The organism is Micromonospora sp. BL4 (assembly GCF_003667505.1).
GTDB lineage: Bacteria > Actinomycetota > Actinomycetes > Mycobacteriales > Micromonosporaceae > Micromonospora.
In genome coordinates this window covers 15727-41391 of the sequence record NZ_RCVJ01000116.1, presented here as the reverse complement: position 1 = coordinate 41391, position 25665 = coordinate 15727, and the positions used below count along the sequence as shown (strand labels likewise).

22 protein-coding genes are annotated in these 25665 nt (G+C 73.8%); 10 read left to right on the top strand and 12 right to left on the bottom strand.

The window, feature by feature from the left end; genetic code table 11:
* Positions 1-9: 9 nt before the first annotated feature.
* The 6 genes from EAD89_RS12610 to EAD89_RS12585 form a co-directional block, all read right to left on the bottom strand.
* Positions 10-1188: a MarP family serine protease gene (locus EAD89_RS12610; RefSeq protein WP_121656704.1), complete on the bottom strand. Its 1179-nt coding sequence runs from the start codon at positions 1186-1188 to the stop codon at positions 10-12.
* Positions 1189-1252: 64 nt separating this feature from the next.
* Positions 1253-1945, bottom strand: coding sequence for a CoA pyrophosphatase (locus EAD89_RS12605; protein WP_121675835.1), 693 nt, complete (start codon positions 1943-1945; stop codon positions 1253-1255).
* Positions 1942-2553 (bottom strand): TlpA disulfide reductase family protein, encoded by a 612-nt coding sequence (locus tag EAD89_RS12600; RefSeq protein WP_121656706.1) that lies wholly within the window; start codon positions 2551-2553, stop codon positions 1942-1944. Before EAD89_RS12600 ends, EAD89_RS12605 begins: the two co-directional genes overlap by 4 nt.
* A complete protein-coding gene (gene nth, locus EAD89_RS12595; protein ID WP_121675834.1) occupies positions 2550-3338 on the bottom strand; it encodes an endonuclease III in 789 nt (262 codons plus the stop codon). Before nth ends, EAD89_RS12600 begins: the two co-directional genes overlap by 4 nt.
* A 40-nt stretch (positions 3339-3378) precedes the next feature.
* Positions 3379-4554 carry a CapA family protein gene (locus EAD89_RS12590; RefSeq protein ID WP_121675833.1) on the bottom strand — a complete coding sequence of 392 codons (1176 nt, stop codon included), beginning with the start codon at positions 4552-4554 and terminating at the stop codon, positions 3379-3381.
* 56 nt (positions 4555-4610) lie between these two features.
* A complete protein-coding gene (locus tag EAD89_RS12585) occupies positions 4611-5273 on the bottom strand; it encodes an adenosylcobinamide amidohydrolase (protein WP_121656363.1) in 663 nt (220 codons plus the stop codon).
* 143 nt (positions 5274-5416) lie between these two features.
* Between EAD89_RS12585 and EAD89_RS12580 the strand changes: the two genes are divergently transcribed.
* The 9 genes from EAD89_RS12580 to EAD89_RS12540 all read left to right on the top strand — a co-directional run bounded on the left by EAD89_RS12580 (position 5417) and on the right by EAD89_RS12540 (position 16168).
* Positions 5417-6094 carry a Crp/Fnr family transcriptional regulator gene (locus EAD89_RS12580; protein WP_007466162.1) on the top strand — a complete coding sequence of 226 codons (678 nt, stop codon included), beginning with the start codon at positions 5417-5419 and terminating at the stop codon, positions 6092-6094.
* 108 nt (positions 6095-6202) lie between these two features.
* The gene (locus EAD89_RS12575) at positions 6203-6946 is read left to right on the top strand and encodes a metallophosphoesterase (RefSeq protein WP_121675832.1); all 744 of its coding nucleotides are present in this window, start codon (positions 6203-6205) and stop codon (positions 6944-6946) included.
* A 122-nt stretch (positions 6947-7068) separates the two neighbouring features.
* Entirely contained in the window at positions 7069-7674 is a 606-nt protein-coding gene (locus EAD89_RS12570) for a TetR/AcrR family transcriptional regulator (protein WP_121675873.1), read from the top strand.
* Between the two features lie 37 nt (positions 7675-7711).
* On the top strand, positions 7712-8521 hold the full coding sequence (locus EAD89_RS12565; RefSeq protein WP_121675831.1) for a TIGR03084 family metal-binding protein: 810 nt from the start codon (positions 7712-7714) through the stop codon (positions 8519-8521).
* On the top strand, positions 8518-10197 hold the full coding sequence (locus EAD89_RS12560; protein WP_121675830.1) for an acyclic terpene utilization AtuA family protein: 1680 nt from the start codon (positions 8518-8520) through the stop codon (positions 10195-10197). The genes EAD89_RS12565 and EAD89_RS12560 overlap by 4 nt, the downstream gene beginning before the upstream one ends.
* Positions 10194-11390 (top strand): acyl-CoA dehydrogenase family protein, encoded by a 1197-nt coding sequence (locus tag EAD89_RS12555; RefSeq protein ID WP_121656360.1) that lies wholly within the window; start codon positions 10194-10196, stop codon positions 11388-11390. Before EAD89_RS12560 ends, EAD89_RS12555 begins: the two co-directional genes overlap by 4 nt.
* A complete protein-coding gene (locus EAD89_RS12550; protein WP_121675829.1) occupies positions 11387-12988 on the top strand; it encodes an acyl-CoA carboxylase subunit beta in 1602 nt (533 codons plus the stop codon). The genes EAD89_RS12555 and EAD89_RS12550 overlap by 4 nt, the downstream gene beginning before the upstream one ends.
* Before the next feature lie 13 nt (positions 12989-13001).
* Complete coding sequence (locus tag EAD89_RS12545; protein ID WP_121675828.1) at positions 13002-15008, top strand: biotin carboxylase N-terminal domain-containing protein; 2007 nt, start codon at positions 13002-13004, stop codon at positions 15006-15008.
* Complete coding sequence (locus tag EAD89_RS12540) at positions 15005-16168, top strand: acyl-CoA dehydrogenase family protein (protein WP_121675827.1); 1164 nt, start codon at positions 15005-15007, stop codon at positions 16166-16168. Before EAD89_RS12545 ends, EAD89_RS12540 begins: the two co-directional genes overlap by 4 nt.
* Before the next feature lie 50 nt (positions 16169-16218).
* Here the strand turns inward: EAD89_RS12540 and EAD89_RS12535 are convergent, their stop codons facing one another.
* Positions 16219-17415 (bottom strand): hypothetical protein, encoded by a 1197-nt coding sequence (locus EAD89_RS12535; RefSeq protein ID WP_121675826.1) that lies wholly within the window; start codon positions 17413-17415, stop codon positions 16219-16221.
* Complete coding sequence (locus EAD89_RS12530) at positions 17412-18353, bottom strand: transporter substrate-binding domain-containing protein (RefSeq protein ID WP_121675825.1); 942 nt, start codon at positions 18351-18353, stop codon at positions 17412-17414. The genes EAD89_RS12535 and EAD89_RS12530 overlap by 4 nt, the downstream gene beginning before the upstream one ends.
* 210 nt (positions 18354-18563) lie before the next feature.
* Here EAD89_RS12530 and EAD89_RS12525 point away from each other — a divergent pair, with 210 nt between their 5' ends.
* The gene (locus EAD89_RS12525; RefSeq protein WP_147458796.1) at positions 18564-18863 is read left to right on the top strand and encodes a hypothetical protein; all 300 of its coding nucleotides are present in this window, start codon (positions 18564-18566) and stop codon (positions 18861-18863) included.
* Here the strand turns inward: EAD89_RS12525 and EAD89_RS12520 are convergent.
* The 4 genes from EAD89_RS12520 to EAD89_RS12505 all read right to left on the bottom strand — a co-directional run bounded on the left by EAD89_RS12520 (position 18850) and on the right by EAD89_RS12505 (position 25557).
* A complete protein-coding gene (locus EAD89_RS12520; protein ID WP_121675823.1) occupies positions 18850-20361 on the bottom strand; it encodes a serine/threonine-protein kinase in 1512 nt (503 codons plus the stop codon). The two genes, EAD89_RS12525 and EAD89_RS12520, sit on opposite strands and share 14 nt — an antisense overlap.
* Positions 20362-20391: 30 nt before the next feature.
* A complete protein-coding gene (locus EAD89_RS12515) occupies positions 20392-20916 on the bottom strand; it encodes a hypothetical protein (protein WP_233578564.1) in 525 nt (174 codons plus the stop codon).
* Between the two features lie 160 nt (positions 20917-21076).
* A complete protein-coding gene (locus EAD89_RS12510) occupies positions 21077-24724 on the bottom strand; it encodes an adenylate/guanylate cyclase domain-containing protein (protein ID WP_121675822.1) in 3648 nt (1215 codons plus the stop codon).
* A complete protein-coding gene (locus EAD89_RS12505) occupies positions 24721-25557 on the bottom strand; it encodes an MBL fold metallo-hydrolase (RefSeq protein ID WP_121675821.1) in 837 nt (278 codons plus the stop codon). Before EAD89_RS12505 ends, EAD89_RS12510 begins: the two co-directional genes overlap by 4 nt.
* Positions 25558-25665 lie beyond the last annotated feature (108 nt).

The following is a 25665-nucleotide window of genomic DNA, read 5'->3' as shown; positions in this document are numbered from 1 at the left end:
GGACGGCGATCAGGTGCACTCGCCGGTGCCGACGCGCCGGTTGCGTTCCGCGCCGGCCAGCGCCACCGGGCGCGCCTCGGCGGCGGTCACCGCGAAGCCGGTGTTCGGGTCGTCGGCCGCCGCCGCGAAGATGACGCCGAGCACCAGGCCGTTGGCGGAGACCAGCGGACCGCCGGAGTTGCCGCTGCGGACCAACGCGCGGATCGTGTAGATCTCCCGGGTGACGTCCCCGGACGCGTAGATGTCCGGCCCGGTGATCCGGTCGACGTCGCGTACGCGCGCCGACTGGGCGTTGTACGGGCCGTCGAGCGGGAAGCCGAGCACGATGGCGTCCGTGCCGCTGCCCGCGTTGCCGGCCGCGAACCGCAGCGACGGGCCGGGCAGCCCGGGTACGAGCAGCACGGCCAGGTCCCGGTTCGGGTCGTAGACCACCACCTCGCCGTCGTACCGGTCGCCACCCAGCTCCACCGCCACCGAGCGGGTGCCGGCCACCACGTGCGCGTTGGTCATCACCCGGTCGTCGGCGTACACGAAGCCGGAGCCCTCGATCCGGCGCGAGCAGCCGGGCGCGGAGCCGAGCACCTTGACCACCGACCGCTGGCCGTTGACCACCACCTGGGAGCCGGCCAGCGCCGGGTCGGGAGGCTCGACCTGCCGGGCCCGGGTCGGTGCGAGGTCACCGAAGACGTCCGGGAAACCGTCGGTGTCGACGGTGTCCCGGAGCGCGGTGGAGAGCTCGTGGGCCTGGTCCGGCAGGACCTGGTTCACCACGGTGATCAGCGCGCTGTTGCGCACCGACGCGGCGAGCCAGGGCACCGAGGACGAGCCGAGCGGCACGGCGACCAGCCAGGCGAGCAGGAGCACCGCGAACAGCGAGACGAACGCCCCACCGACGTCGTCGACCTGCTTGCCCACCTCACTGGTGATCGTCTTGCGTAGGTGCGAGCCGAGCCAGCCGGCGAGCGCCTGCCCGACCACGGCCAGCCCGAAGACCGCGACCAGCGAGATCAGCACCCGGACGCCGGGGTCCACGAACTGCCGGGCGAACAGCGGCCCGAGCTGGAGACCCAGCAGCAGCCCCAGGAAGAAGCCGGAGAGCGACAGGATTCCGATGACGAAGCCCTGACGGTATCCGCTGATCGCGAACACGAGCATGAGCAGCAGCAGGACGAGATCCACGACGGACACGGGGTCCAGCGTACGGGCAGGGCGCCCGGCAGATGACCATCGCTTCCGGAAGGTGACCGAGCGGTCAGCGCAGGGCGGTCTCGTCGGCGTCGTCGGTGCCGGCCGAGGGCGCCGGTGTCGCCCCGGTCGGCGGCAACTCAACCACGCGGCCACGCGGCCACGGTCGGGCCCAGCCGCCCATCTCCAGCAGGGTGGCCAGCACCCCGGCGGTGAACCCCCAGACCAGCATGCCGCGCGCCGAGAACGCCGGCCCGATCCAGCCGCTGGGGTGGCGGACGCGCAGCCGGTTGGCCGGGTCCACCAGCTCGCTCACCGGCAGCCGGGCCACGTGCGCCACCTCCGCGGGCTCGCGGGGGTGCACCGGGTGCGGGTCGTGCCACCAGGCCAGCACCGGGGTGACCACGAAGTCGCTGACCGGGATCCACAGCTTCGGCAGCTCGGCCAGCACGGTCACGCTCGCCGGGTCGAGGCCGACCTCCTCGTTCGCCTCGCGCAGCGCGGTGGCGCGGACGTCGGCGTCCTCGGGGTCGGCCGCGCCGCCGGGAAAGGCCGGCTGACCGGCGTGGTTGCGCAGGGTGGCGGCGCGCTGCAGGACGAGCACGTCGGGACCGACGCCGGGCTGCTCACCGAGCAGCACCAGCACAGCGCTCTCCCGGCCACCCTCGGCCGGGGTGACCAGTCGGGTGAAGTCCTCGGCGCTGGCGGTGCCCAGCCGGGTCAGCAACGGCTCGATCCACTCGGGTGGGCGGCGGGTCACGCCGGCACCGCCAGACCGAGGTGCTGACGGACCAGCTCGGCGAGTCGGGCGTCGTCGAGCGCCCCGGTCGTGTCGATGTGCCGGATCCGGCCCTGGGCGTCGACGAAGAGGGTCAGCGGGATGGCGTTGCGTTTCAGCGCCCGTTGCAGCGCCTCGCCCTGATCCACCAGGATCGGGAACCGGACGCCGAAGTCCTCGCCGATGGACTGGGCGCCGTCGCGGCTGTCCCGGTTGTTCACCCCGACCACCTGGAGCCGCCCGGCGGTCCGCTCGCTGAGCCGCTGGAAGGCGGGCAGCTCCTTACGGCACGGCGGACACCAGGACGCCCACACGTTGATCACCGCCGGCCCCGCGACCTCGCGCAGCGCGACCGGGGCCCCGCCGGTGAAGCAGGCCAGGGTCAGCTCCGGCAGGGCCTCGCCACCGGTGCCGGGCGCGGCCGTGCCCGCACCGGCCTGGGGTGCCGTGCTCAGCTTCGAGCAGTCCTGGAACGGCGACGGGCGCTGAGCGGCGGCCGAGCGGGGTGCGGGGGCGTCGTCCGCGGCGGTGGTGCACCCGGCGACGAGCAGCAGCAGCGGCAGGACCAGCAGGGCGAGGCGCCGGTTCACGGCACCTCCGCGGCAACCGCCTGGGCGGGCACCAGCTCCGGGTCGACGCCGGCGGCCGCCGCGAGGTCACGGGCCCGGGGCCCCTTGAGCAGCTTGGCGGCGGCGGCCGGCTCGGTCGGGCCGGTGCCGTACGAGGGGCAGAGCTTCGCCAGCGTGCACGCGCCGCAGGCCGGCTTGCGGGCGTGGCAGACGCGCCGCCCGTGGAAGATGATCCGGTGCGACAGCATCGTCCAGTCCCGCTTGTCGTACAGCGCGCCGACCGCGTGCTCGATCTTGACCGGGTCGGTCTCGGCGGTCAGCCGCCACCGGTGGACCAGCCGCTGGAAGTGCGTGTCGACGGTGATGCCGGGGACGTCGAAGGCGTTGCCCAGGATGACGTTGGCGGTCTTGCGGCCGATCCCGGGGAGCGTCACCAGGTCGACGAGCCGGCCGGGGACCTGGCCGTCGTACCGGTCGAGGAGGGCCTGACCGAGCTTGAGCAGGGAGTCGGTCTTGTTGCGGTAGAAGCCGGTGGGCCGGATCAGCTCCTCCATCTCGCCCCGGTCGGCGCTGGCGTACGCCGCGGCGGTCGGGTAGCGGGCGAAGAGCTTCGGGGTGACCTCGTTGACCTTCTTGTCCGTGCACTGCGCGGAGAGGATGGTGGCGACGGCCAGCTCCAGCGGAGAGGAGTGGTCGAGCTCACAGTGCGCGTCGGGGTGCGTCTCGGCCAGCACCCGACCGATCTTGCGGGCACGGCGTTTGCGCCCGAGGTCGGTCTCGCTGGCACCGGGAGGGCTACTGGTCACGACGGTCAGCCTACGTCGCGCCCCGGACGTTCCCGTCGGGTCAGCCGGCGCTCGGCGGGGAGATCTTGCCCTGCTTGTCGAACCGGGCGCCGTCCTTCGGGAAGTCACTGCGGCTCAGCTCGCCGAGCAGGCCCAGGCCCCGGTCGTCCGGGTCCAACGTCGGCTTGCCCGCCGAGTTCATGTACGTGGAGGTGAACGAGCCGCCGGCCCAGGCGCCGTCCGGCTTGAGCGACACCTTCAGCACCCCGCCCCAGCCGAGCCGGCCGGTGTTGCTCAACGAGTTGCCCCCACCGGCGAAGTTGCCCAGGCTGTACGCGATCAGCCGGCCCTTGTAGAACTCCATACCGCGCAGCACGTGGGGTCCGTGCCCGACGATCAGGTCGGCGCCCGCGTCGATCATGGCGTGCGAGAACTTGACCGGGTCGCCCCGGTTCTCGCCGAGGAACATCTCGGTGCCCGGCTTGACCCGGGTCTTGTCCGCGCCCTCGCCGCCCATGTGCACCTGCACCACGACCACGTCGGCCATGGTGGCGGCCTTGGCGATCACCGCCTTCGCCTTGCTGATGTCGACGAGGCTGTTGGACCACACGTACGACGAGAAGCCGGCCACGGCGACCTTGACGCCCTTGACGTCGACCACGGTGATCTGGTTCGGAGCCCCGGTGTGCGCCAGGTCGTACTTCTCCAGCGCCTTCTGGGTGTTCTGGTAACCCTTCGGGCCGTAGTCGTAGCCGTGGTTGTTGGCCTGGTTGAGCAGTTCGAAGCCGGCGTCCCGCAGGTGCGCGGCGTACTCCGGTGGGGCCCGGAACTGGAAGCAGCGGGTCGAGTTGGCCCCGCACTTGCCGGTGCCGGTGTCCACCGTCAGCGGCTCCTCCAGGTTGCCCATCACCAGGTCGGCCTTGAGCGCCTCGGTGACCGAGGTGAAGAAGCCCTTCCCGCCGGCGGCGGGCAGCCGGCTCGGCGCGTTGCCCATGATGATGTCGCCGGTGGCGGAGAGCGAGATCGCGCCGCCCCCGCCGGCCGAGGCGCCGCCGCTGGCCTTCGGGCCGGCCGTCGTCACCGGCGCGCCGGTGCCACCGCCGCCGGCGCCCGGCTGCCAGACGGGCGCCTCCGCGGAGTCCGCACAGCCGGCGACGAGCAGGGCGGCCAGCAGCGCGGCGAGGCCGAGGGCGACACGGCGGCGCGGGCGGGGCGAGAGGGGCTCGGGAGCGTACATCGTCCGCGACCCTACCGTTCGTTAAACGCGCCGACGAGGGCCGATCGGTCGGAAGTTCAGCCGGCCAGCCGGTCTGACCAGGGCACGACCGGCCGATCGCCGCCAGCGAACACCGCGGCGTGCACCGCTCGGGCCAGCGGGGCGCCCCAGGCGGAGCGGGGACCGCCGTACGCGGCCTCCGGCCCGTCCACCGGGCAGAGCACGGTGACCGAGTCGGTCGGCGTGCCGGTTCCCGGCAGCCCCAGCTCGCTGATCGCCTGGGTCTTCGCCTCGGTCGCGGTGGCCACCGCGTTGACCAGAGCTGAGTCGGCGAGCCGGGCCGGCACGTACACCACGATGTTGACCGTGCCGACCCGCTGGGTGAGCGCGGCCGGGGCGGGCGCGGCGGCCGGCACCGGAATGCCGAGCCCGACCGTCGCCCAGGCACGGACGCCGGTGTCGGTCCGGGCCACCACCTCGGTCACATCGACACCGGTCAGCAGACCCACCCCGGGCCCGTCGAGGGCCAGGTCGCCGGCGAGCGCGGCCAGGTGCGCGGCGGGGTCGTCCCGGTCGTACGACATGGGCACGGTGGCGTTGAGCACCCAGCGCCGGACGCCGATACCACCGCCCAGCGGGCCGCTGCTGACGGCCCGCAGCGGGACGTCCGCGCGCCAGACGAGCAGCGGGACCTCCCGCCCGTCCTCGGTGCGGCTGGTCAGAGTCGGGTCGCTCAGCACGTCGGGCAGGTTACGCCCACCGATCAAGATTCCAGGGGCGACCTCTGATTCCAGCTCACGTGCGCCTAGACTTGGCGACGCGCGAGGGGATCAGCGGACGGCGGACCCGGCCGACGGACGGCACGCGCAACCGGAGGTGCGCGATGGACGAGGTACTGGCCCGCAGCGGGATCTTCCAGGGTGTAGACCCGGAGGCTGCCGAGGCGCTCGCCAAGGAGATGGAGACGATCGAGGTCCGCAAGGGCGAGATCGTCTTCAATGAGGGCGAGCCCGGTGACAGCCTCTATATCCTGCTGTCTGGAAAGATCAAGGTTGGGCGCCGCGCAGCGGACGGCCGGCAGAACCTGATCGCGGTGATGGGCCCGTCGGACATGGTCGGTGAGCTGTCGCTCTTCGACCCGGGTCCGCGTACGGCGACCGCCACCGCGGTGACCGACACCCGGCTGGTGCGACTGCGCAAGCAGGCGCTGCGGCCGTGGCTGAACAACCGCCCGGAGATCGCCGAGCAGCTGCTCCGGGTGCTCGCCCGGCGGCTCCGCCGGACCAACGACTCGCTCGCCGACCTGATCTTCACGGACGTGCCGGGCCGGGTCGCCAAGAACCTGCTCCAGATGGCCGGTCGGTTCGGCACCCGCGACGGCGGCGTGCTGCGGGTGACCCACGACCTCACCCAGGAGGAGATCGCCCAGCTCGTCGGCGCCTCCCGGGAGACGGTCAACAAGGCTCTGGCCGATTTCGCCTCGCGCGGCTGGCTGCGCCTGGACGGCAAGAGCATCATCATCCTGGACCCGGAGCGCCTGGCCCGCCGCGCCCGCGTCTGAGCGGTACGTCCCGTCCCCGCCTCCCGTCATGGACCGGAGGCGGGGACGTTCCGTCTGCCTGGCGCAGAAGCGCTGGACGGGGTGCGGGTGCCCGGCGAGGGTGGAGCGATGCTGAGCCGAGTAGCTGTCCTGTCCGACATCCACGGGGTACTGCCCGCACTGGAGGCGGTGCTGGCCGAGCCGGACGTCGTCGCCGCCGACCTGATCGTGCTCACCGGTGACATCGCCGCCGGCCCGCAGCCGGTCGAGGTTCTGGACGTGCTCGCCGATCTCGGTGATCGGGTGTGCTGGGTGGGCGGCAACGCCGACCGCGAGCTGGTCGAGGCCCGCGCCGGTCAACCCGCCTCGATCGAGGTGTCGAACTGGGCCGCCGGGCAGTTGCGCGAGGACCAGGTAGCCCGACTCGCCGCGCTGCCGCCGACGGTCACCCTGAAGATCGACGGCCTCGGTCCGACGCTGTTCTGTCACGCGACCCCCCGCGACGACGAGGAACTCGTGCTCGTCGACTCCCGGATGTCGCGCTGGGCGGAGGTCTTCGAAGGTCTTCCCGCCGAGGTCGCGGCGGTGGTCTGCGGCCACACCCACATGCCCTTCACCCGGCTGGTCGACCGACGCCTGGTGGTCAACCCGGGCAGCATCGGCATGCCGTACGGGGGCGCGGGCGCATGGTGGGCCCTACTCGGGCCGGGCGTCCAGCTGCGGCGTACCGCTTTCGACGTGGATGCGGCGTGCGCCCGGGTGGCGGCCGAGTCCACCTTCCCCGACGCCGCCGCCTGGGCCGACGAGTACCTGCGCTCCCAGCACAGTGACGCCGACGCCCTGGCTGTCTTCGGCCCCCGCGACGGTCGCTGACCACCCAGCCGAGGGTCCGGGTCAAGATGGCCAGCGTCCTCAGCGGCTGTCGCTGAAGCAGGCGATGGCAGCCTTAAAAAGTCAGTCTTGACTGTTTGTTTCCTGGGCCGCAGGCTATGCCCGTGTCCACCGCATCGACCCGTGTCCCTCAGCAGGAGCGCAGCCGGGCCACCCAGGCCCGGCTGCTGGAGGCGACTGTCGACTGCCTGGTCGAGCACGGCTGGTCCGGCACCACCACGACCGTCGTCGCGGCCCGGGCCGGCGTCTCGCGGGGCGCCCAGCTGCACCACTACCCCACCAAGGCCGCGCTGGTCACGGCCGCCGTCGCCCACCTGGCCGAACGCCGGGCCGACGAGCTGCGCACCGAGGCGGGGGCGCTGCCGGCCGGGCCCCAGCGGCTGGACCGGGTCATCGATCTGCTCGGCGCGGCCTTCACCGGGCCGCTCTTCGTGGCCGCGCTCGAACTCTGGGTCGCCGCCCGTACCGACCGGGAGCTTCGGGACGCCCTGGTCCCTCTGGAGGCGACGGTCGGCCGGGAGATGCACCGGCTCACCGTCGCCCTGCTCGGCGTCGACGAGCGCCGGCCCGGCGTCCGGGAGGCCGTGCAGGCCACCCTCGACCTGCTTCGTGGGCTGGGCGTGGCGAACCTGCTCAACGACGACTCGGCCCGGCGTACCGCCCTGTTGACCACCTGGAAACGCCAGCTCGCCACTCTGCTCACGCCCTGACCGCCGGTCGCACCGGCCCGCACCAACCGGAGGCACCATGGTCGACCTCAGCGACCTGCTCACGGACCTGGCCGACGAGTCCGCTCAGCTGGACGCCCTGGTGGCTCCACTTTCGGCGGCCGACTGGTCACGGCCGACCCCCGCGCCGGGCTGGAGCATCGGGCACCAGATCGCCCACCTCGCCTGGACCGACCACGTGGCGCTGCTGGCCGCCACCGACGCGGCGGCGTTCTTCGCGACGGTGACCTCCGCACCCGATCCGGCCCGAATGGTCGACCTCGGCGCCGAGGAGTTCCTCGCCCCGCCGGCGGAGCTGCTGGCCCGGTGGCGCGACGGCCGCGGCGCGCTGACCGCGGCGCTCGCTGCCGTCCCGGCCGGCGAGAAACTGCCCTGGTACGGCACCCGGATGTCGCCCACCTCGATGGCGACCGCCCGGATCATGGAGACCTGGGCGCACGGCGAGGACGTGGCCGACGCGCTCGGCGTCGCCCGCCCCGCCAGCAACCGGCTCCGGCACGTGGCGCACCTCGGCGTGCGTACCCTCGGGCACGGCTTCGCCGCGCACGGCCGACCGGCACCGACGGCGCCGGTGCGGGTCGAGCTGACCGGGCCCGGCGGCGACACCTGGAGCTGGGGTCCGGCGGACGCCGCCGACCGGCTGACCGGCCCGGCCCGGGACTTCTGCCTGCTGGTCACCCAGCGTCGGCACCGCGCGGACCTCGCCCTGCTGGCGACCGGGCCGGTCGCCGACGAGTGGCTCGACGTGGCACAGGCCTTCGCCGGCCCGCCGGGTACCGGCCGGGAGCCGTCCGCCACGTCGGCCGGTGGGCAGGGAGTACGGGAGTGATCCGCATCGGCAACGCCTCCGGCTTCTACGGTGACCGGTTCACCGCCTGGCGGGAGATGCTCGACGGCGGCGAGCTGGACGTGCTGACCGGCGACTACCTGGCCGAGCTGACCATGCTGATCCTCGGCCGGGACCGGCTGCGCGACCCCGATCTGGGCTACGCGAAGACCTTCCTGCGCCAGCTGGAGACCTGCCTCGGCACCGCCCTCGACCGGGGGACGCGGATCGTGACGAACGCCGGTGGGCTCAATCCGGCCGGCCTGGCCGCCGCCATCGAGCGGCTCGCCGACCGGCTCGATCTGCCGGTGCGGGTCGGGTACGTCGAGGGCGACACGATCCAGCGACCGGACGCGCTGACGGCGAACGCCTACCTGGGCGCCTTCGGGATCGCCGCGTGCCTCGACGGCGGAGCGGACGTGGTGGTCACCGGGCGGGTCACCGACGCGTCGCTGGTGGTCGGTCCGGCCATCGCCCGCTACGGGTGGGGCCGCGACGACCTGGACCAACTCGCCGGTGCGACCGTCGCGGGGCACCTCGTCGAGTGCGGCGCGCAGGTCACCGGGGGCAACTTCAGCTTCTTCACGGAGCTGCCCGACGGCGGGCACCGGCCCGGCTTCCCGATCGCCGAGGTGCACCCGGACGGCTCCACGGTGCTCACCAAGCACCCCGGCACCGGCGGTGCGGTCACGGTGGAGACGGTCACCGCCCAGCTGCTCTACGAGGTCGGCGGGCCGGCGTACCTGGGGCCGGACGTGGTGACCCGCTTGGACACCGTGACGCTGCGCCCGGACGGGCCGGACCGGGTCCGGGTCTCCGGCGTCCGGGGCACGCCACCACCGGCCACCCTCAAGGTCGGCGTCAACAACCTCGGTGGCTTCCGCAACTCGATGACGTTCGTGCTCTGCGGGCTGGACATCGAGGCGAAGGCGGCCCTGGTCCGGGGGCAGATCGAGGAGGCGGTCGGCAAGGACGGGCTGGAGTTCGTGCTGGCCCGGACCGACCATCCGGACGCCACCGCCACCGAGGCGGCCAGCGCCCTGCTCCACGTCCACCTGCGGGACAGCGACAAGACACGGGCCGGACGGGGCTTCTCGGCCGCCGCGGTCGAGCTGGCGCTCGCCTCGTACCCGGGCTGCACCCTGACCACCCTGCCGGGCGACGCGTCACCGTACGGCGTCTTCACCGCCGACACGGTGCCGCAGGACGCGGTGGCGCACGTCGCGGTGCTGCCCTCCGGCGAGCGGGTGCCGATCGCCCCGCCGTCGACCACCGGTTCGCCGGAGACCGTCGCACAACAGGATCCGGTCACCGGGGGCCCCGCCGCACCTCGGACTCGGCGGGGTGCGCTCGGCGAGCTGGTCGGCGCGCGCTCCGGCGACAAGGGCGGGGACGCCAACCTCGGTGTCTGGGCGCGTTCCGACGCCGGGTACGCCTGGCTGCGCGGCTGGTTGACCGTCGAACGGCTGGCCGAGCTGCTGCCGGAAACCGCGCCGCTGGTGGTACGACGGTACGAGCTGCCGAACCTGCGCGCGGTCAACTTCGTGATCGAGGGCCTGCTCGGAGCCGGGGTGGCCGCGTCCACCCGGTTTGACCCGCAGGCCAAGGCGCTCGGCGAGCTGCTGCGCTCGCGGGTCGTCGACCTGCCGTCCGACGCCGCGCCGGGGGTGGCCGCATGAGCATCGTGGACACCCCGGAGCGGCGGCAGCTGCGCGAGCTGACCCGGGCCTTCGTGACCCGGGAGGTGCTGCCCCACCTCGACGAGTGGGAACGGGCCGGCGAGGTGCCCCGGGCGCTGCACGCCACCGCCGCGAAGCTCGGTCTGCTCGGCATCGGCTTCCCCGAGTCGGTGGGTGGGAGCGGCGGCGACCTGCTCGACTCGATCCTCGTGACCGAGGAGCTGATCCGCTCCGGCGGCTCGTCCGGCCTGGTCGCGGCCCTGTTCACGCACGGCATCGCCCTGCCGCACATGGTCGCCGCGGCGGGCGCGAGCGCCGGCGGCTCGCTGGGCGGCCGGTTCGGCGGCACCTCGACGCCCGGCGACGACGACCTGATCCAGCGGTACGTCCGGCCCACCCTGGCCGGCACGATGATCGGCGCCCTGGCGATCACCGAGCCGGACGGCGGTTCGGACGTGGCCGGCATCCGCACCACCGCCCGCCGCGACGGCGACCACTACGTGGTGAACGGGTCGAAGACCTACATCACCAGCGGGCACCGGGCCGACTTCGTGACCACCGCGGTCTGCACCGACTTTCCCGGCAGCGGCTCACTCACCCTGCTGGTCATCGACAAGGGCAGCCCCGGCTTCACGGTGGGACGTCGGCTGGAGAAGCTGGGCTGGCACTGCTCGGACACCGCCGAGCTGTCCTTCGTCGACGTGCGGGTGCCGGTGGCCAACCGGATCGGCGCGGAGGACACCGGCTTCCTGGCGATCATGCAGAACTTCGCCGCGGAGCGGCTCTCGCTGGCCACCCAGGCGTACGCCACGGCGCAGCGCTGCGTCGAGCTGGCGGTGCGCTGGTGCCGGGACCGGGAGACCTTCGGGCGTCCACTGGCCAGTCGGCAGCTGGTCCGGCACCGGCTGGCCGAGATGCACACCCGGGCGGAGGCGGCCCGGGCGTACGTGCACGAGGTCGCGGTTCGGGTGGCGGCCGGCGAGCCGGTGGTGACCGAGGTGGCGATGGCCAAGAACGTCGCGGTGGCCGCCTGCGACCACGTCGTCGACCAGGCGTTGCAGCTGCACGGCGGGTTCGGTTACATGCGCGACGCCGAGGTGGAGCGGCACTACCGCGACGCCCGGATCCTCGGCATCGGCGGCGGCGCCACCGAGATCATGAACGAGATCATCGCGAAAGGCATGGGTCTATGACCACCCTGGACAGCGCGATCGACCCGTCCGCGCCCGGGTACACGGCGAACCGGGCCGCGTTGCTGGAACGGCTGGCCGAGCTGGACGCCGCGCTGGACCAGGCCCGGGCCGGCGGCGGCGAGAAGTACGTGACCCGGCACCACAAGCGCGGCAAGCTGCTCCCCCGGGAGCGGATCGAGCTGCTGGTGGACGCCGACAGCCCGTTCCTGGAGCTGTCGCCGGTCGCCGCCTACGGGACGGACTTCCCGGTCGGGGCCAGCGTGGTCACCGGCATCGGGGTGGTCGAGGGTGTGGAGTGCCTGATCGTCGCCAACGACCCGACGGTCCGCGGCGGCGCGGTCAACCCGTGGTCCCTCGCGAAGACCCGGCGGGCCGGTGAGATCGCGCTGGCCAACCGGCTGCCGATGGTCAACCTGGTCGAGTCGGCCGGGGCGGACCTGCCCACGCAGGCGGAGATCTTCATTCCGGGCGGCCGGGTGTTCCGTGACCTGACCCGGCTCTCGGCGGCGGGTATCCCCACGGTCAGCGTGGTCTTCGGCAACGCCACGGCCGGTGGCGCGTACGTGCCGGGAATGTCCGACCACGTGATCATGATCCGGGACCGGTCGCAGGTCTACCTGGCCGGGCCGCCGCTGGTGAAGATGGCCACCGGCGAGGTCACCGACGACGAGTCGCTGGGCGGCGCGGCGATGCACGCGGGCACGTCCGGGCTCGCCGACTATCTGGCCGAGGACGAGCGGGACGGCATTCGGCTGGCTCGGCAGTGCGTCCGCCGGTTGAACTGGCGCAAGCAGGGCCCGCCGCCGCGTACGCCCGTCCCGCAGCCACCGAAGTACGACCCGGAGGAGTTGCTCGGCATCGCCAGCGCGGATCTGAAGGTGCCGTTCGACCCGCGGGAGGTGCTGGCCCGGATCCTGGACGGCAGCGACTTCGACGAGTTCAAGCCGGCGTACGGCGACGCGCTGGTCACCGGCTGGGGCGAGCTGCATGGGTATCCGGTGGGCGTGCTGGCCAACGCCCGGGGGGTGTTGTTCAGCGAGGAGGCGCAGAAGGCGGCCCAGTTCATCCAGCTCGCCAACGCCGCCGACACTCCGCTGATCTTCCTCCAGAACACCACCGGCTACATGGTCGGCACCGAGTACGAGCAGCGCGGCATCATCAAGCACGGCGCGCTGATGATCAACGCGGTGTCCAACTCGACGGTGCCGCACCTGACGGTGAACCTGGGCGCCTCGTACGGGGCCGGCAACTACGGCATGTGCGGCCGGGCGTACGAGCCGAGGTTCCTGTTCACCTGGCCGAACGCCAAGTCGGCGGTGATGGGTCCGGCGCAGCTCGCCGGCGTGCTCTCCATCGTGGCCCGGCAGGCCGCCGCCGCACGCGGACGCGACTACGACGAGGAGTCCGACGCGGCGATGCGGATGATGGTCGAGCAGCAGATCGAGTCGCAGTCCGGGGCGCTGTTCCTCTCCGGTCGGCTCTACGACGACGGGGTCATCGACCCCCGGGACACCCGGACCGTCCTCGGGCTCTGCCTCTCGGCGATCCACAACGGACCGGTGAAGGGCGCCGACAGCTTCGGCGTCTTCCGGATGTAGGGGGCTTGCGCTCGTGATTACTCGACTTCTGGTGGCCAACCGGGGGGAGATCGCCCGCCGGGTCTTCGCGACCTGCCGGGCGCTCGGCGTGGAGACGGTCGCCGTGCACTCGGACGCGGACGCCGCCGCGCCGTTCGTCGCCGAGGCCGACCAGGCGGTCCGGCTGCCCGGGGACACGCCGGCCGAGACGTACCTGCGGGTGGACCTGATCCTGGACGCGGCCCGCCGCAGCGGAGCGGACGCCGTCCACCCGGGCTACGGCTTCCTCGCCGAGAACGCCGAGTTCGCGGCGGCGGTGACCGACGCCGGGCTGACCTGGGTGGGGCCGCCGGCCAAGGTGATCGCCGCGATGGGCGACAAGCTGGCCGCGAAGGCCCTGCTCGCCGAGGCCGGCGTGCCGATGCTGCCCAGTTGGACCGACACCGACGAGATCACCGACTTCCCGGTGCTGGTCAAGGCGTCCGCCGGCGGCGGCGGGCGCGGAATGCGGATCGTCCGGGACGCCGCCGGGCTGGCTGAGGCCGTCGCCTCGGCGCGCCGCGAGGCGGCCGCGGCGTTCGGCGACGGCACGGTCTTCATCGAGCGGTACGTCGAGCGCGGCCGGCACGTCGAGGTGCAGATCATCGGCGACACCCAGGGCCGGGTGGTGTCCCTCGGCGACCGGGAGTGTTCGATCCAACGTCGGCATCAGAAGATCGTCGAGGAGGCGCCCGCGGTCGTGCCGGAGCGGGTGCGGACGGCGTTGCACGAGGCGGCGGTGGCCGCTGGTCGCGCGGTCGACTACCTCGGCGCGGGCACGGTGGAGTTCCTGCTCGCCCCGAGCGGGGAGTTCTTCTTCCTGGAGATGAACACCCGGCTCCAGGTGGAGCATCCGGTCACCGAGCTGTGCACCGGGCTGGACCTGGTCGGGCTGCAACTGCTGGTCGCCGAGGGTGCGTCGCTGCCGGCGGCGCTGCCGGACAGCACCGGGCACGCCATCGAGGTACGCCTCTGCGCCGAGGACGCGGCCGCGAGCTGGCGGCCGGCCACCGGCACCCTGCACCGGTTCGCGGTCCCCGGGGTGGCCGCCGAGTTCGGCACGCTGGCCCGGCCCGGCCTGCGGCTCGACTCCGGCGTGGTGACCGGTTCGGTGGTCGGCGTGCACTACGACTCGATGCTGGCGAAGCTGGTCGCCTGGGGCCGGACCCGGGCGGAGGCGACCCGGCTGCTGGCCACCGCGCTGGCCCGTGCCGAGCTGCACGGGGTGACCACCAACCGGGACCTGCTGGTCCGGGTGCTGCGCAGCCCGGCGTTCGCCGCGGTGGAGATCGACACGGGGTTCCTGGACCGGCATCCCGAGGTCTTCGCGCCGCTGCTGCCGGCGGCGAAACTCCCGGTGGCCGCGTTGGCCGCCGCGCTCGCCGCGGCCGCCGGCCGCCGCGTCGGGTCCCGGGTGCTGGCCGGGCTGCCGTCGGGCTGGCGCAACGTGCCCGCCGTCCCGCAGGTCACCCGCTTCGCCGGGCCGGACGGCGAGATCGAGGTCCGCTACCGGCTGGACCGTACGGGCGGGCTCGCCGAGTGGTCCGTCGACCCCACCGCCGCCGAACCCACCGCCGCCGAACCCAGCGCCGCCGACCCGACTGTGGCGCTGGTCGAGGCCGCCCCGGACCGGGTCGTGCTCGACGTCGACGGCGTGCGGCTCGCGTACCGCGTACACCGGGCGGGGTCGGCGGTCTTCGTGGACGGCCCGGACGGGGCGGCGAGCCTGGTCGAGTTGCCGCGGTTCCCGCTGCCCACCGCGGAGCTGGCCGCCGGGTCGCTGCTCGCGCCGCTGCCCGGCGCGGTGACCCGGGTGCACGTCCAGGTCGGCCAGCGGGTCGCGGCCGGCGATCCGCTGCTCACGCTCGAAGCGATGAAGCTGGAACATCCCGTGCTCGCCCCGATCGACGGCGTGGTCGCCGAGCTGCCGGTGCCGGCCGGCGGCCAGGTTCGCACCGGCGCCGTGCTGGCCGTGGTCCATTCAGAGGAGGATCCCCGATGACCTTCGACCTCACCCCCGAGCAGGACCAGCTGCGCGACGCCGTGCGGGCGCTGGGCCGCCGGTACGGCCACGGCTACTTCGTCGAGAAGGCGAAGGCCGACGAACACACCACCGAGCTGTGGGCCGAGGCGGGCCGGCTGGGCTACCTGGGCGTCAACATCCCCACCGAGTACGGCGGCGGGGGCGGCGGCATCACCGAGCTGGCCATCGTCTGCGAGGAGCTGGCGGCGGCCGGCTGCCCGCTGCTGCTGCTGGTGGTCTCCCCCGCCATCGCCGCCACCGTCATCAACCGGCACGGCACCGAGGACCAGCGCAAGCGGCACCTGCCGGGCCTCGCCGACGGCTCCCAGAAGATCGTCTTCGCGATCACCGAGCCGGAGGCCGGCTCCAACTTCCACCGGCTGGGCACGGTGGCCCGCCGGGACGCCGACGGCTGGCTGCTCTCCGGCCGCAAGTGCTACATCTCCGGGGTCGACGAGGCCGACCACGTGCTGGTGGTGGCCCGTACCGAGGAGGCGGGCACCGGAAAGCTCAAGCCGGCGCTGTTTCTCGTGCCGACCGACGCGGCCGGGCTGACCCGCTCCAAGCTGGACATGGAGATCCTGTCGCCGGAGAACCAGTTCCTGCTCTACCTGGATGACGTACGCCTGCCGGCCGACGCGCTGGTCGGCGAGTCGCTGGACGCCGGACTGCCGGCTCTCTTCGCCGGGCTCAACCCGGAGCGGATCACCGTCGCCGCGATGGGCGCCGGCACCGGCCGGTACGCCATCGAGCGGGCAAGCGAGTACACCGCCGCCCGCAAGGTCTGGGGCGGCCGGAGCATCGGATCGCACCAGGGCGTGTCGCACCCGCTGGCGCACGCGGCGGTGCAGGTCGAGCTGGCCCGCTTGATGATCCAGAAGGCGGCCACCCTGTACGACGCCGGCCGCGACCTGGAGGCCGGGGTGGCCGGCAACATGGCCAAGTACGCCGCCGGGGAGGCCGCCGCGCTCGCCGTGGACACCGCCGTCCAGGTGCTCGGCGGGGCCGGTATGACCACCGAGTACGGGGTGGCCACCCTGCTCGGGGCCGTCCGGGCCGGCCGGATCGCCCCGGTCAGCCGGGAGATGATCCTGAACTTCGTCGCCCAACACGTGCTCGGTCAGGAGAAGTCGTACTGACCGCCTGGCCGGTGCCCGTTCGTGCCGCCCGCGAGCGGCGCTGCCGACGGTCAGGCCGGGGTGCGGCAGGCGGCGTCGATGCGGTGCACCGGACGGACTCGACGACCCATGCCCTCCAACAGCGAGTCCTCGACATGGAAGTCGTGAATGCGTAGCTGGTGGCGGGGCAGCTCCTCCTCGCTCGGGCAGAGCACCTGGGCGCGGACCAGATCGACCGGCACGTACCGGACGCCGCCCTGTTCCTGAAGGATCACCATGTTGACGTCGTCGGTGGTGACGACGTGCCCGCGTACGTCCTCGGTGGGGCCGCTCTCCGGGCCGACCGTGGTGACGGTCAGCGGCAACACCGGTGTGCTGATCACCGGCACCGCGGCCCAGACCAGGGTGGCCAGCACCGCCACCTCGGTCACCGACGCCAGCGGCCGGATCACCAGCCCCGGCAGCGGCCCGGCGATGAACACGGCTAGCAGCGGAGGCACCACGAGGAGCGCCAGCACCAGCCACTCATCGCCCTGCTGCACCGCGTCACGCAGCGTGGGCAGCATCAGCCAGCCGTACCCGGCGAGCAGCGCGCCGATCAGCAGCAGCCGAGGCGCGACCCGTTCGTGCAACCGCCCCGGACGCAACTGGAATGCGGCCACGAACGCCGGCACCAGCAGCGGAAGGTAGAGCAGCGGCCAGGTGATCAGGGCGAGCAGGAAGCTGGCCAGCACCACCCAGGCCGGGGTGATGTCGGCCCAGCGGGCGAAGAGCGGGCGGCGACGGGTGCCCGGCGGGAGTCGGTCCGCGCTGACGGCCAGCACCGCCCCGAGCGCGAAGACGGCGACCATGCCGGTGGAGAGCAGCCGGGCGGCCGTGGTCAGGAAGCCGGCGAGCAGGTTGACCGGCCCGACGTTGGCCACCAGCAGCAGCGTGGTCTGGAGTTCACCGCCGGCCTCCACGCCGAGGCGGAGCACCGAGAAGATCGCGGGTACGCCCACCACGGCGGTCCAGAACGACTGGCTGGCGCGGGCGCGCCGCTCCGCCGGATCCCACCGGACCCGCCCGGGCTCGACCTCGGCGACGACCGGCGCGGCGGGTTCGGCGACCGGCACGGCGGTTGGCCAGGCAACGTCACCCACCGCACCGGCCGGCGGCGCTGCGGCCGTACCGTCGAATGTCGGTGGGTCGGTGGCGACGCCGGGCGCGGACGTGCGTGGCGGCGGGACCGGCCCGTCGCCGCCGGTGGCGGTCGGCGCCGCGCTCACTTCGCGGGCGCCTTGTCGTCGAAGTCGACCAGCTTCGGCACCTCCAGCGGCTGCGGCTGGCGCTTCTCGGCCTTCAGCCAGGGGCCCAAGGTCCGGTTGTACGCGGTCTGCCAGGGGCTCGCCTGCCCGTCCCGGCCCTGCTGGTAGCTCTTCTGAAGGAAGAACGCGACGAGGTCGCGCAGCGCGGGGTCGCCGATCGGGACGCCGATGCCCAGCAGCTCGCTGGTGCCGAACGGCATGTCGACGATCTCGAACTCCTTGGGGAAGCTGGCCAGGAAACCGGCGAGGATCGCCTCGTCGGAGCTGACGGCGTCGTACCGCCCTTTCCGGATGCCGTCGACGCAGTCGCCGACGTCCTTCACCACGAACGTCTTGACCTGGTGCTTCTCCAGCTCGGCTTCGGTCGTGGACCCGCCGCTCGTGCAGACCTTGTAGGCCGGGTCGCGGAGGTCCTCGATGGTGCGGATCCGGTCCTTGAGCCGGGTCGGCACCATCACCTCCTGCGTGGTGACGAAGTACGGCCCGGCGAAGTTGACCAGCTTCTTGCGGTCCTCGGTCATGGAGAAGCTCGACACCACCAGGTCGACCGTGCCGCCCTGCAGGGCCGGAATCCGGTCCTCCGTGGACACCGAGACGAACTCCAGCCGTTGGTCGCCCTCGTAGCCGAGCGAGGCGGCGACGTACCGGCCGATCTCGACATCGAAGCCGACGTGCTGGCCGTTGCGCAGCTCGCCCATCAGTGGCTCGTTGGTGGCGACGCCGATGCGCAGCTTCGACTGGCCGTAGATGTGCGTCTCGCGCAGCTTTTCCTGCACCGACGGCAGGTCCGGCTGCTGCCGGCTGTCGCAGCCGGCGGCGGCGGCGAGGGTGAGGGTCAGGGCGACCGCCAGCGTCGTCGCCATCGCGCGGAGCCGGGACTGTGCGGTGCGTGTGTTCATGGGCGACCTCGCTGACGGAACCGGCCTGCGGGACACCGAGAGTAGTGGCTTCCGTCCACTCCGTGTGGACGCTGACCGGTCATGTCGACTGGTCCGATTGGCGACGCCGATCGGCACGCCGGGCAGGTCTGCGGTTGACAGCGGGTCCTGCGACGACATGCTGGAGGGGTGAGTCGATTGTCCAGGCCTGATGCGCGGACGGTAGCGGTGGTGGCGGCGCTGGGAGCCGTTGCGCTGCTGGTCATGCTGGTCGTCTGGCGCCGTCAGGATCTCCTCGGCGTGGTCCTCGCGTTGCTCTGCGTCCTGCTGACCATGGTGGCGGGGGTGTCCGTGTCCGCGGCCCGGCAGGGCGACGACCCCGAGCCGGTGGACCGTCCGCTCGCCGCCGGGCCACCGGAGTTGATGCCGTACGGGATCGACGCGGACACCCTCGAAGCCCTGGACAGCCGGGACGCGTTGCGTGCGGTGCGTGACCGGCGGCGCGGGTCGGGCGGGCTCAGCGACCGGTGAGCGTGGGCGCGGTGAGCGCGTCGACACCCCGCCCGGCCAGGCACCGGTAGGTCCGGTCGAGGCTGCCGTCCACCGGCGGCAGCACCTCCAGGTGCCAGCCGACCGGCTCGGTGATTCCCGTGGTCAGTCGGAAGGTGGCCGCGCTGCACACCTGGCGCACCGGCTCGGCGGCGACCACGTCGTCATACTCGGCGCCGACCAGCGACACCGGCAGGATGCCCTCGGCGTACGTCTCCCAGGTGTGCCGGCCGACGCAGGGGACCCGGGCCGCCTCGGCGCGGGTGCCGCGGATCCGCACCGGACCGAAGCACTCCAACTCCGGCAGGCACCGGGCACCCGAGGGCAGAGCGGTGGGCGCGCCGGTGCCGGTCGTGCAGCCGGGAAGCGGCCCGGTCGCCGGCGCGGCGACCCGGCTGACCGAGGGGGACGGGTCGGGTGGTGGGCCGCTGCCGGCCATCCAGGCGCCGGCGCTGGCGGAGGCGGCGATCGCGAGCGCTCCGGCGCCACCGAGGAACCAGCGCCGCCAGCGCCGGCCACCGGGGACCGTCGGGTGGATGTCCTCAACCGGGGGGCGCGGCAGCGGCTGGCCGGCGACGTACGGGCCGGCGTGGCCCGTGCCACCGCTGACCGTGCCACCGCTGACCGGGGCGCCGCTGACCGGCGCCGACGGCGGGCCGAGCGGCAGGTTGGAGAGCAGGTCGTGCAGTTCGAGAGCGGAAGGTCGATCGGCCGGGTCGTTGGCCATGCCGGCGCGGAGGACGTCGATCAGCTCGTCCGGTACGCCGGGCAGGCGGGGAACCGGCTGGTTGAACATCTCCAGCACGGTGACGAGGCTGGGGTTGCGCTCGGACTGCCAGCGCGGCGGCCGGCCGTGCATCACCGCGTAGAGGGTGGCGCAGAGCGCGTACACGTCGACGGCCGGCGACGGTGGGCTGTGGTTGAACATCTCCGGCGGCGCGTACGCCGGGGTGAGCACCTCCAGGGTGACCGAGGCGTCCCGGGCCTCGGCCAGCACGGCCAGCCCGAAGTCGGCCAGCACCGCCGAGTTGAAGTGCGAGTAGAGGATGTTCGCGGGCTTCACGTCCCGGTGCAGCACCCCGGCCGCGTGCGAGTGGGCCAGGGCGTCAGCGATCTTCAGGCCGAGGTCACGGGCCTCCACCGGGCCCAGCGGCGAGGTGCGCATCCGTTCGGCGTACGAACCGTCGCAGAGTTCCATGATCAGGTAGGGATGCTGGTCGACGGTGACCCCGACGTCGAAGAGGTCCACGACGTGCGGGTGTGACGACATCCGCCCGGCCGCCCGCGCCTCACGCAGGAAGCGGGCCTGGTCGCGCTCGCTGTCCAGCGTGCGGTTCTCCACCTTGACGGCGACCTCACGGCCCACCGAGATCTGGGTGGCCTGGTAGACGGTCGCGTAACCACCTCGGGCAAACACCCGCAAGTCGGTCAGACCGGGCACGTTCGGCACCGGCAAGCCGCCGGTCGGGGTGTCGGTCACTGCTCGAAAATACCCAACCCTGCCGGTGGCTCAGCGCACCGCGTCCGCCGGAGCGGCACCGGCCGCGCCCGGTCCCTCTCCGACGTCGCCGGCCACGTCGGTGCCATCAGCCGTCGCAGCGGTGCGTTCCGGCGTCGCGCCGGCGCCGGTCGGCGCGCCCCTGCGCGAGTCCACGCGCAGGCCGACGGCGGTGGCCAACGCGCCCAGGCCCTCCCAGGCGGCCACCCCGAAGAACCGGTCGGGGGCGATGTCGGCCAGCACGGCGATGCTGAACACGGTGAACGTGACCAGCCGGAAGACCACCGTGAACCGGTAGAACGCCCGCCACTCGGTCACCGTGGCGAGCAGGTAGTAGACGCCCATGTTGAACGACGCCATCGAGGACGCCAGCAGAAAGGTGCCGGTGTGGTCACCGACGGCACGGGTGGCCGGAACGTCCAGCCCGAGCAGGCGCAGCATCGCCTCCGGCCAGAGCAGCCCGAGCGCTCCCATCAAGAGCGCCAGCACGCCGAAGACCGCGATGGTCCAACCCGCCACGGAACGCGGCAGCTTCATGGAGAGCCTCCCCAGGCACGGCGAAGGTCGCCACTGTGGACCCCGCACGGTGTTGACACGCTAGCCGCTCACCCCGACCACCACATCCCCGAAACCGTCAATAACCGACCCACGCCACGGCAGCCTCCCGACATCGGCGCGGGGCCGGGAGAGGGCGGGATCAGGAGGTGGTGGTGAGGCGGGCACGCAGCGCGTCCGCCTCGGCGCGCTCGCTGCGCTGCTCGGTGGCGTACGCCAGGCGGACCGCCTCGTCGGCACAGGACAGCGCCTCGGCCGGGCGACCGCAGGCGGCCAACGCCTCGGCCAGCACGCTGGCCGCGATCACCTGGCTGCGCACGTCCTCGGCCGGTGCGGTGACCGCCCGCCGCGCCCAGTCCAGCGCCTGGTCCCGCTGACCGTGGGCGAGCAGCGCCGACGCGTACCGGGCCATCGTCTGGCGGCGGGAGAAGAGCAGCGACGGCGCGTTCGCGGCAGCGGTGGCCACCGGGGCGAGCAGCCCGACCGCGGTCGCCGAGTCGCCGGCCGCCAACCGGGCGGTCGCCAGCAGCACCCGGGGCGCGACCTGCGCCGGCGCCTGCGGGTTGTGCGGTTCCACGGCGGTCAGCACCGCACGGGCAAACCGCTCGGCGGTCTCGCAGTCACCCATGTCCATCGCCACGAAGCCCCGCAGCGTGCCCGCCATCCCGGTGAGCAGCGGATGCGAGGTCCGCTCGGCGTACGCCAGGGCGTCGGTGAGCAGGTCGGCCGCGTGCTCCGGCTCTCCCAGCCCGCGCGCCACCACGGCGCGGACCACCAGCGCGAACCCGCGCCCCCAGTCGTCGGACGCGGCCGCGAACTCCCGGTACGCCCGCCGGGCCTCCCGGTCCGCCTCGGCCAGCTCGCCCAGCTCGGCCGTGGCGAACGCCGCCACCGCCCGCAGCGTGCCCACCGCCCACGCCTCACCGACCCGCTCGCCGAAGGGCAGGAAGACCTGCGCCAACCGGCACGCCTCGCGCAGCCGGCCGGCGAGCAGGCGGGCGAACGCCGTGGTGCCCCGCAGCCAGGCCCGCCCGTACGGGTCCTTCAGCTCGGCGAAGAGCCGGGCGGCCCGGCCCAGCACCGCGTCGGTGCCGGCGAAGTCGCCCCGGGTGGTGGTCACCCACGCCAGGTTCTGCAGGGACCAGGCCTGCCCGCGCCGGTCCTGCGCGCCGAGGCTGACCTGGTACGCGGCGGCCAACCGGCTGCTCGCCTGACTCAGCCGCCCGGTCACGAATTCCGCCATGCCGAGCCGACGCATCGCCGAGGCGCGCAGGGTGGGCAGCCCGCCGGCCGTGGCCACCTGCAACGCCTCCTGCCAGGCGGCCACCGCCCGGCCCTGGTCGCCGAGGGTCTGCTGAGCCTGCCCGGCGAGGAGCAGGGCACTGGCCCGAACGGCCTCGTCCCCCGCGTTCGCGGCGATCTTCTCGGCGTAGGCGAGCGCGTCGACGACCCGGCCGATCTGGAGCAGCGCCCGGGCGTGCACCACCCGGTCGGCCGCCGGAACCCCGTCGCGGGCCAGTTCGGTGGCGCGCTCGGCGTACTCCACGGCCAGCGCCGGCTCGCCGGCCGACAGCGACCGGCGGGCGGCCCGGCCCAGCGCGGCGACCCCGAGCGGAACCACCGCGCGGGCCGGCGCGTCCGGGCGCAACTTCACCGCGTCCGCGAGCGTGGCGGCCCGCTCGACGTGGGTGGCCACGAAGTCGTCCCGGGCCTCGTCGGTGAACCCGCCCGGCGTGCCGGCCCTGGCCTCGTCCCGCGGCGCCGCCCAGCGGGCCAGCGCGGCGTGCCGCTCGGCCAGCTCCGCCTTGCTCACCCCCGCGTACGCCGCCTCCCGCATCAGCGGGGTGGCGAACGCGTAGCCGAGGCGGGTGCGGTGCAGCATCCGGCGTTGCAGCAGCTCGTCGACGGCCCGATCGAGTTCCACCGCGGCCACGGCCGAGGGCCGGCCGTCGCGGCCGCCGTGCTGCTCGCGCAGCGCCTCCAGAGCGCCCGTCGGCACCGTGTCACCGATGACGGCGGCGTCGCGCAGCACCGAGCGGGCGTCCGGCGGGAGCGCGTCGATCCGGGCGGCGAGCACCGCGGCGAGGTCGCGGGAGAGCAGCCGGCTGCCCAGCGAGCCGGGCACCAGCCGCCAGCCGGCAGTCGAGCCCTGGTCCCGCTCGCCGGGTGCGGCACGGACACCGCGCGCCGGCTCCACCGGGTCACGGACACCGCGTGCCGGCTCCACCGTGGTGAGCGCCCCGCGCTCGATCAGCAGGGTGACCAGCTCGGCCAGGTAGAACGGGTTGCCCTGGGCGGTGGCGAGCAGCCGGTCCGCGTCGGCCGGCGGCAGCTTGCCGCCACCTAGGTAACTGGTCAGCAGCCGAGCCGCGTCGGCGCCGCGCAGCGGCGGCAGCGAGTGCACCTCGGCGTCCGCGACCCGGGTCAGCGCACCGGCGGTACGGACCAGCTCGGGGCGGCCGAGCAGCAGCACCAGCACGGGGCCGGTGAGCCGGGACAGGGTCAGCCCCAGCGCACGGATCGTCTCGGCGGTGGCGTCGTGCAGATCGTCCACCACGATCACCAGCGGCGCCTCCGCGGCGAGCCCGCTGAGCAGGTCGGCGACCGCGTTCGGCACCGCCTCGGCGTCGGCCGCCGGCACGCCCGCCCACTCGCCGTTGTCGGTGCCGGCGTGGGCGGGAAGCTCGGCGTAGCCGAGCAGCGCGAGCAGCTGGTCGGTGGCGATCGGCGCCGTCTCACCGCCGGCGCGGGCGAGCCGCTGGCCGAGCCGGCGAAACCGCTCCTCCACCGCCGGCCGGGTCAGCGCGGTGGCCGCGTCACCGGGCAGGCCGACCGCGGCGCGGACCAGGTCGGCCAGCGGCGCGAGCCGACGCCGCTCACCGAAGGCGGCGCAGCGCACCGAGAGCACCCGGGCGCCGGTGTGCGCGGCGTACCGGCCGGCGCCCACGTCGTATCCGGCGGCGAGCCGTTCCACCTCGGCGGCGAAGCGGGACTTGCCGATGCCCGCCTCGGCGGTCATCAGCAGCACTCGCGGGTCACCCTGGTCGATCACCTCGGCGAGCCGGCCGGCGACCCGACCGATCTCGGTCTCCCGGCCCACGTAGGGCGCCTCGTCACCGAGCCCCGACCGGGTGCCCGGCGCGTCCAGCAGACCCAGCAGCTCGTACGCCTCGACCGGTTCGCGCTTGCCCTTGAGCCGCAGCGGGCGCAGCGCCCGCCACGAGGCCACGTGCCGGGTGGCGGCGGAGGTCCGGCCGCCGGCATAGACCGCGCCGACGGCGGCGGCGTCGGCCAGCCGGGCGGCGGTGTTGACCGTGTCTCCGATGACCGTGTACTCGATGGCGGCCTGGATGCCCGCGATGACGTCGCCGGTGTTCAGCCCGACCCGCAGCCCGAGCGGCGCGCCGCCACCCCGCTCGTCGTCGAGCACCCGGCGGACCGCCCGCTGCATGGACAGGGCGGCCCGGACGGCCCGCTCGGCGTCGTCCTCGTGCGCCACCGGAGCGCCGAAGACGGCCATGATCCCGTCACCGGTCAGCTTGTCGACGTGCCCGCCGAAGGTCTTCACCGCTCCGGCGAGGGCCGCGAGCACCCGGTCGGTGACCGCTCCGACGCGTTCCGGGTCGAGATCCTCCGACCACGAGGTGAATTCGGAGAGGTCGCCGAAGAGCACGGTGACCACCCGGCGCTCGGCCGCCGGCAACGTCGCGGCGGCCGGTAGCGCGGCCCCGCAGTTGTGGCAGAACCGGGCACCGGGAACGGCGACGGTTCCACACACGGGGCAGGTCACGTCTGCTCCAACCCGCTGACCCCGGGCTCAGATTCCCCGGTGCCCACACCCAGGTGTTCGAGCTGGGCGCGGACCGACCACTCGGCAGCCCACCAGAGCGAGCGGTCCACGTCCGCGTAGACCACGGCGACCACCTCGCCGGGGGTGCGGGCGCCCGCGGCGACGGCCGCCCGGACCTGGTCGAGCCGGGCCCGGCGGTGGGCGAGGTAGAACTCGGCGGCGGCGGCGCAGTCGGCCAGCGCCGGGCCGTGCCCGGGCAGCGCCGGGATCCCCCGGTACGCGCTGAGCAGCTCCAGGCTGGTCAGGTAGTCGCCGAGGTGCCCGTCCGGGTGCGCCACGACGGTGGTGCCGCGGCCGAGGATGGTGTCACCGGTCAGCACCACCCGCTCGTCGCCGCGCTCGACCAGGAAGCAGACCGAGTCGGCGGTGTGCCCGGGGGTGTCCAGCGGACGGATCGTGAGGCCGAGGCCGTCGAGGTGCGCGCCCGGCCCGGCCAACGGCTCACCGCCGATGGTGTGCGCCGGGTCGACGGCGAGGACGTGCACGCCGCCGAGCAGTTCACTCAGCCGCGGCGCGCCCTCGGTGTGGTCGGGATGGCCGTGGGTGATCAACACGACGCCGACGGGCCCGTGCGCGGCGATCGCCGCGAGGTGCCCCTCGTCGGCCGGGCCGGGGTCGATCACCACCGCCGGCTCGCCCGGGGCCGCCCGCAGCACCCAGGTGTTGGTGCCGTCGAGGGTCATCGGGCCCGGGTTCGGCGCGCGCAGCAGCGTCACCCAGCTCGGCAGCTCGTCGGCGAGCGCCGCCGCCGGCGCCGTCACGTGCCCGCTCATGGCTGCGATCGTACGGCCCCGCCCGCCACACCCCGCGATCTTGCACTTGAGGTCCCTGATTCGTCCCCGTTCAGGGCTTTCATCCGGCCAGGAAGCGCACGACCGCGG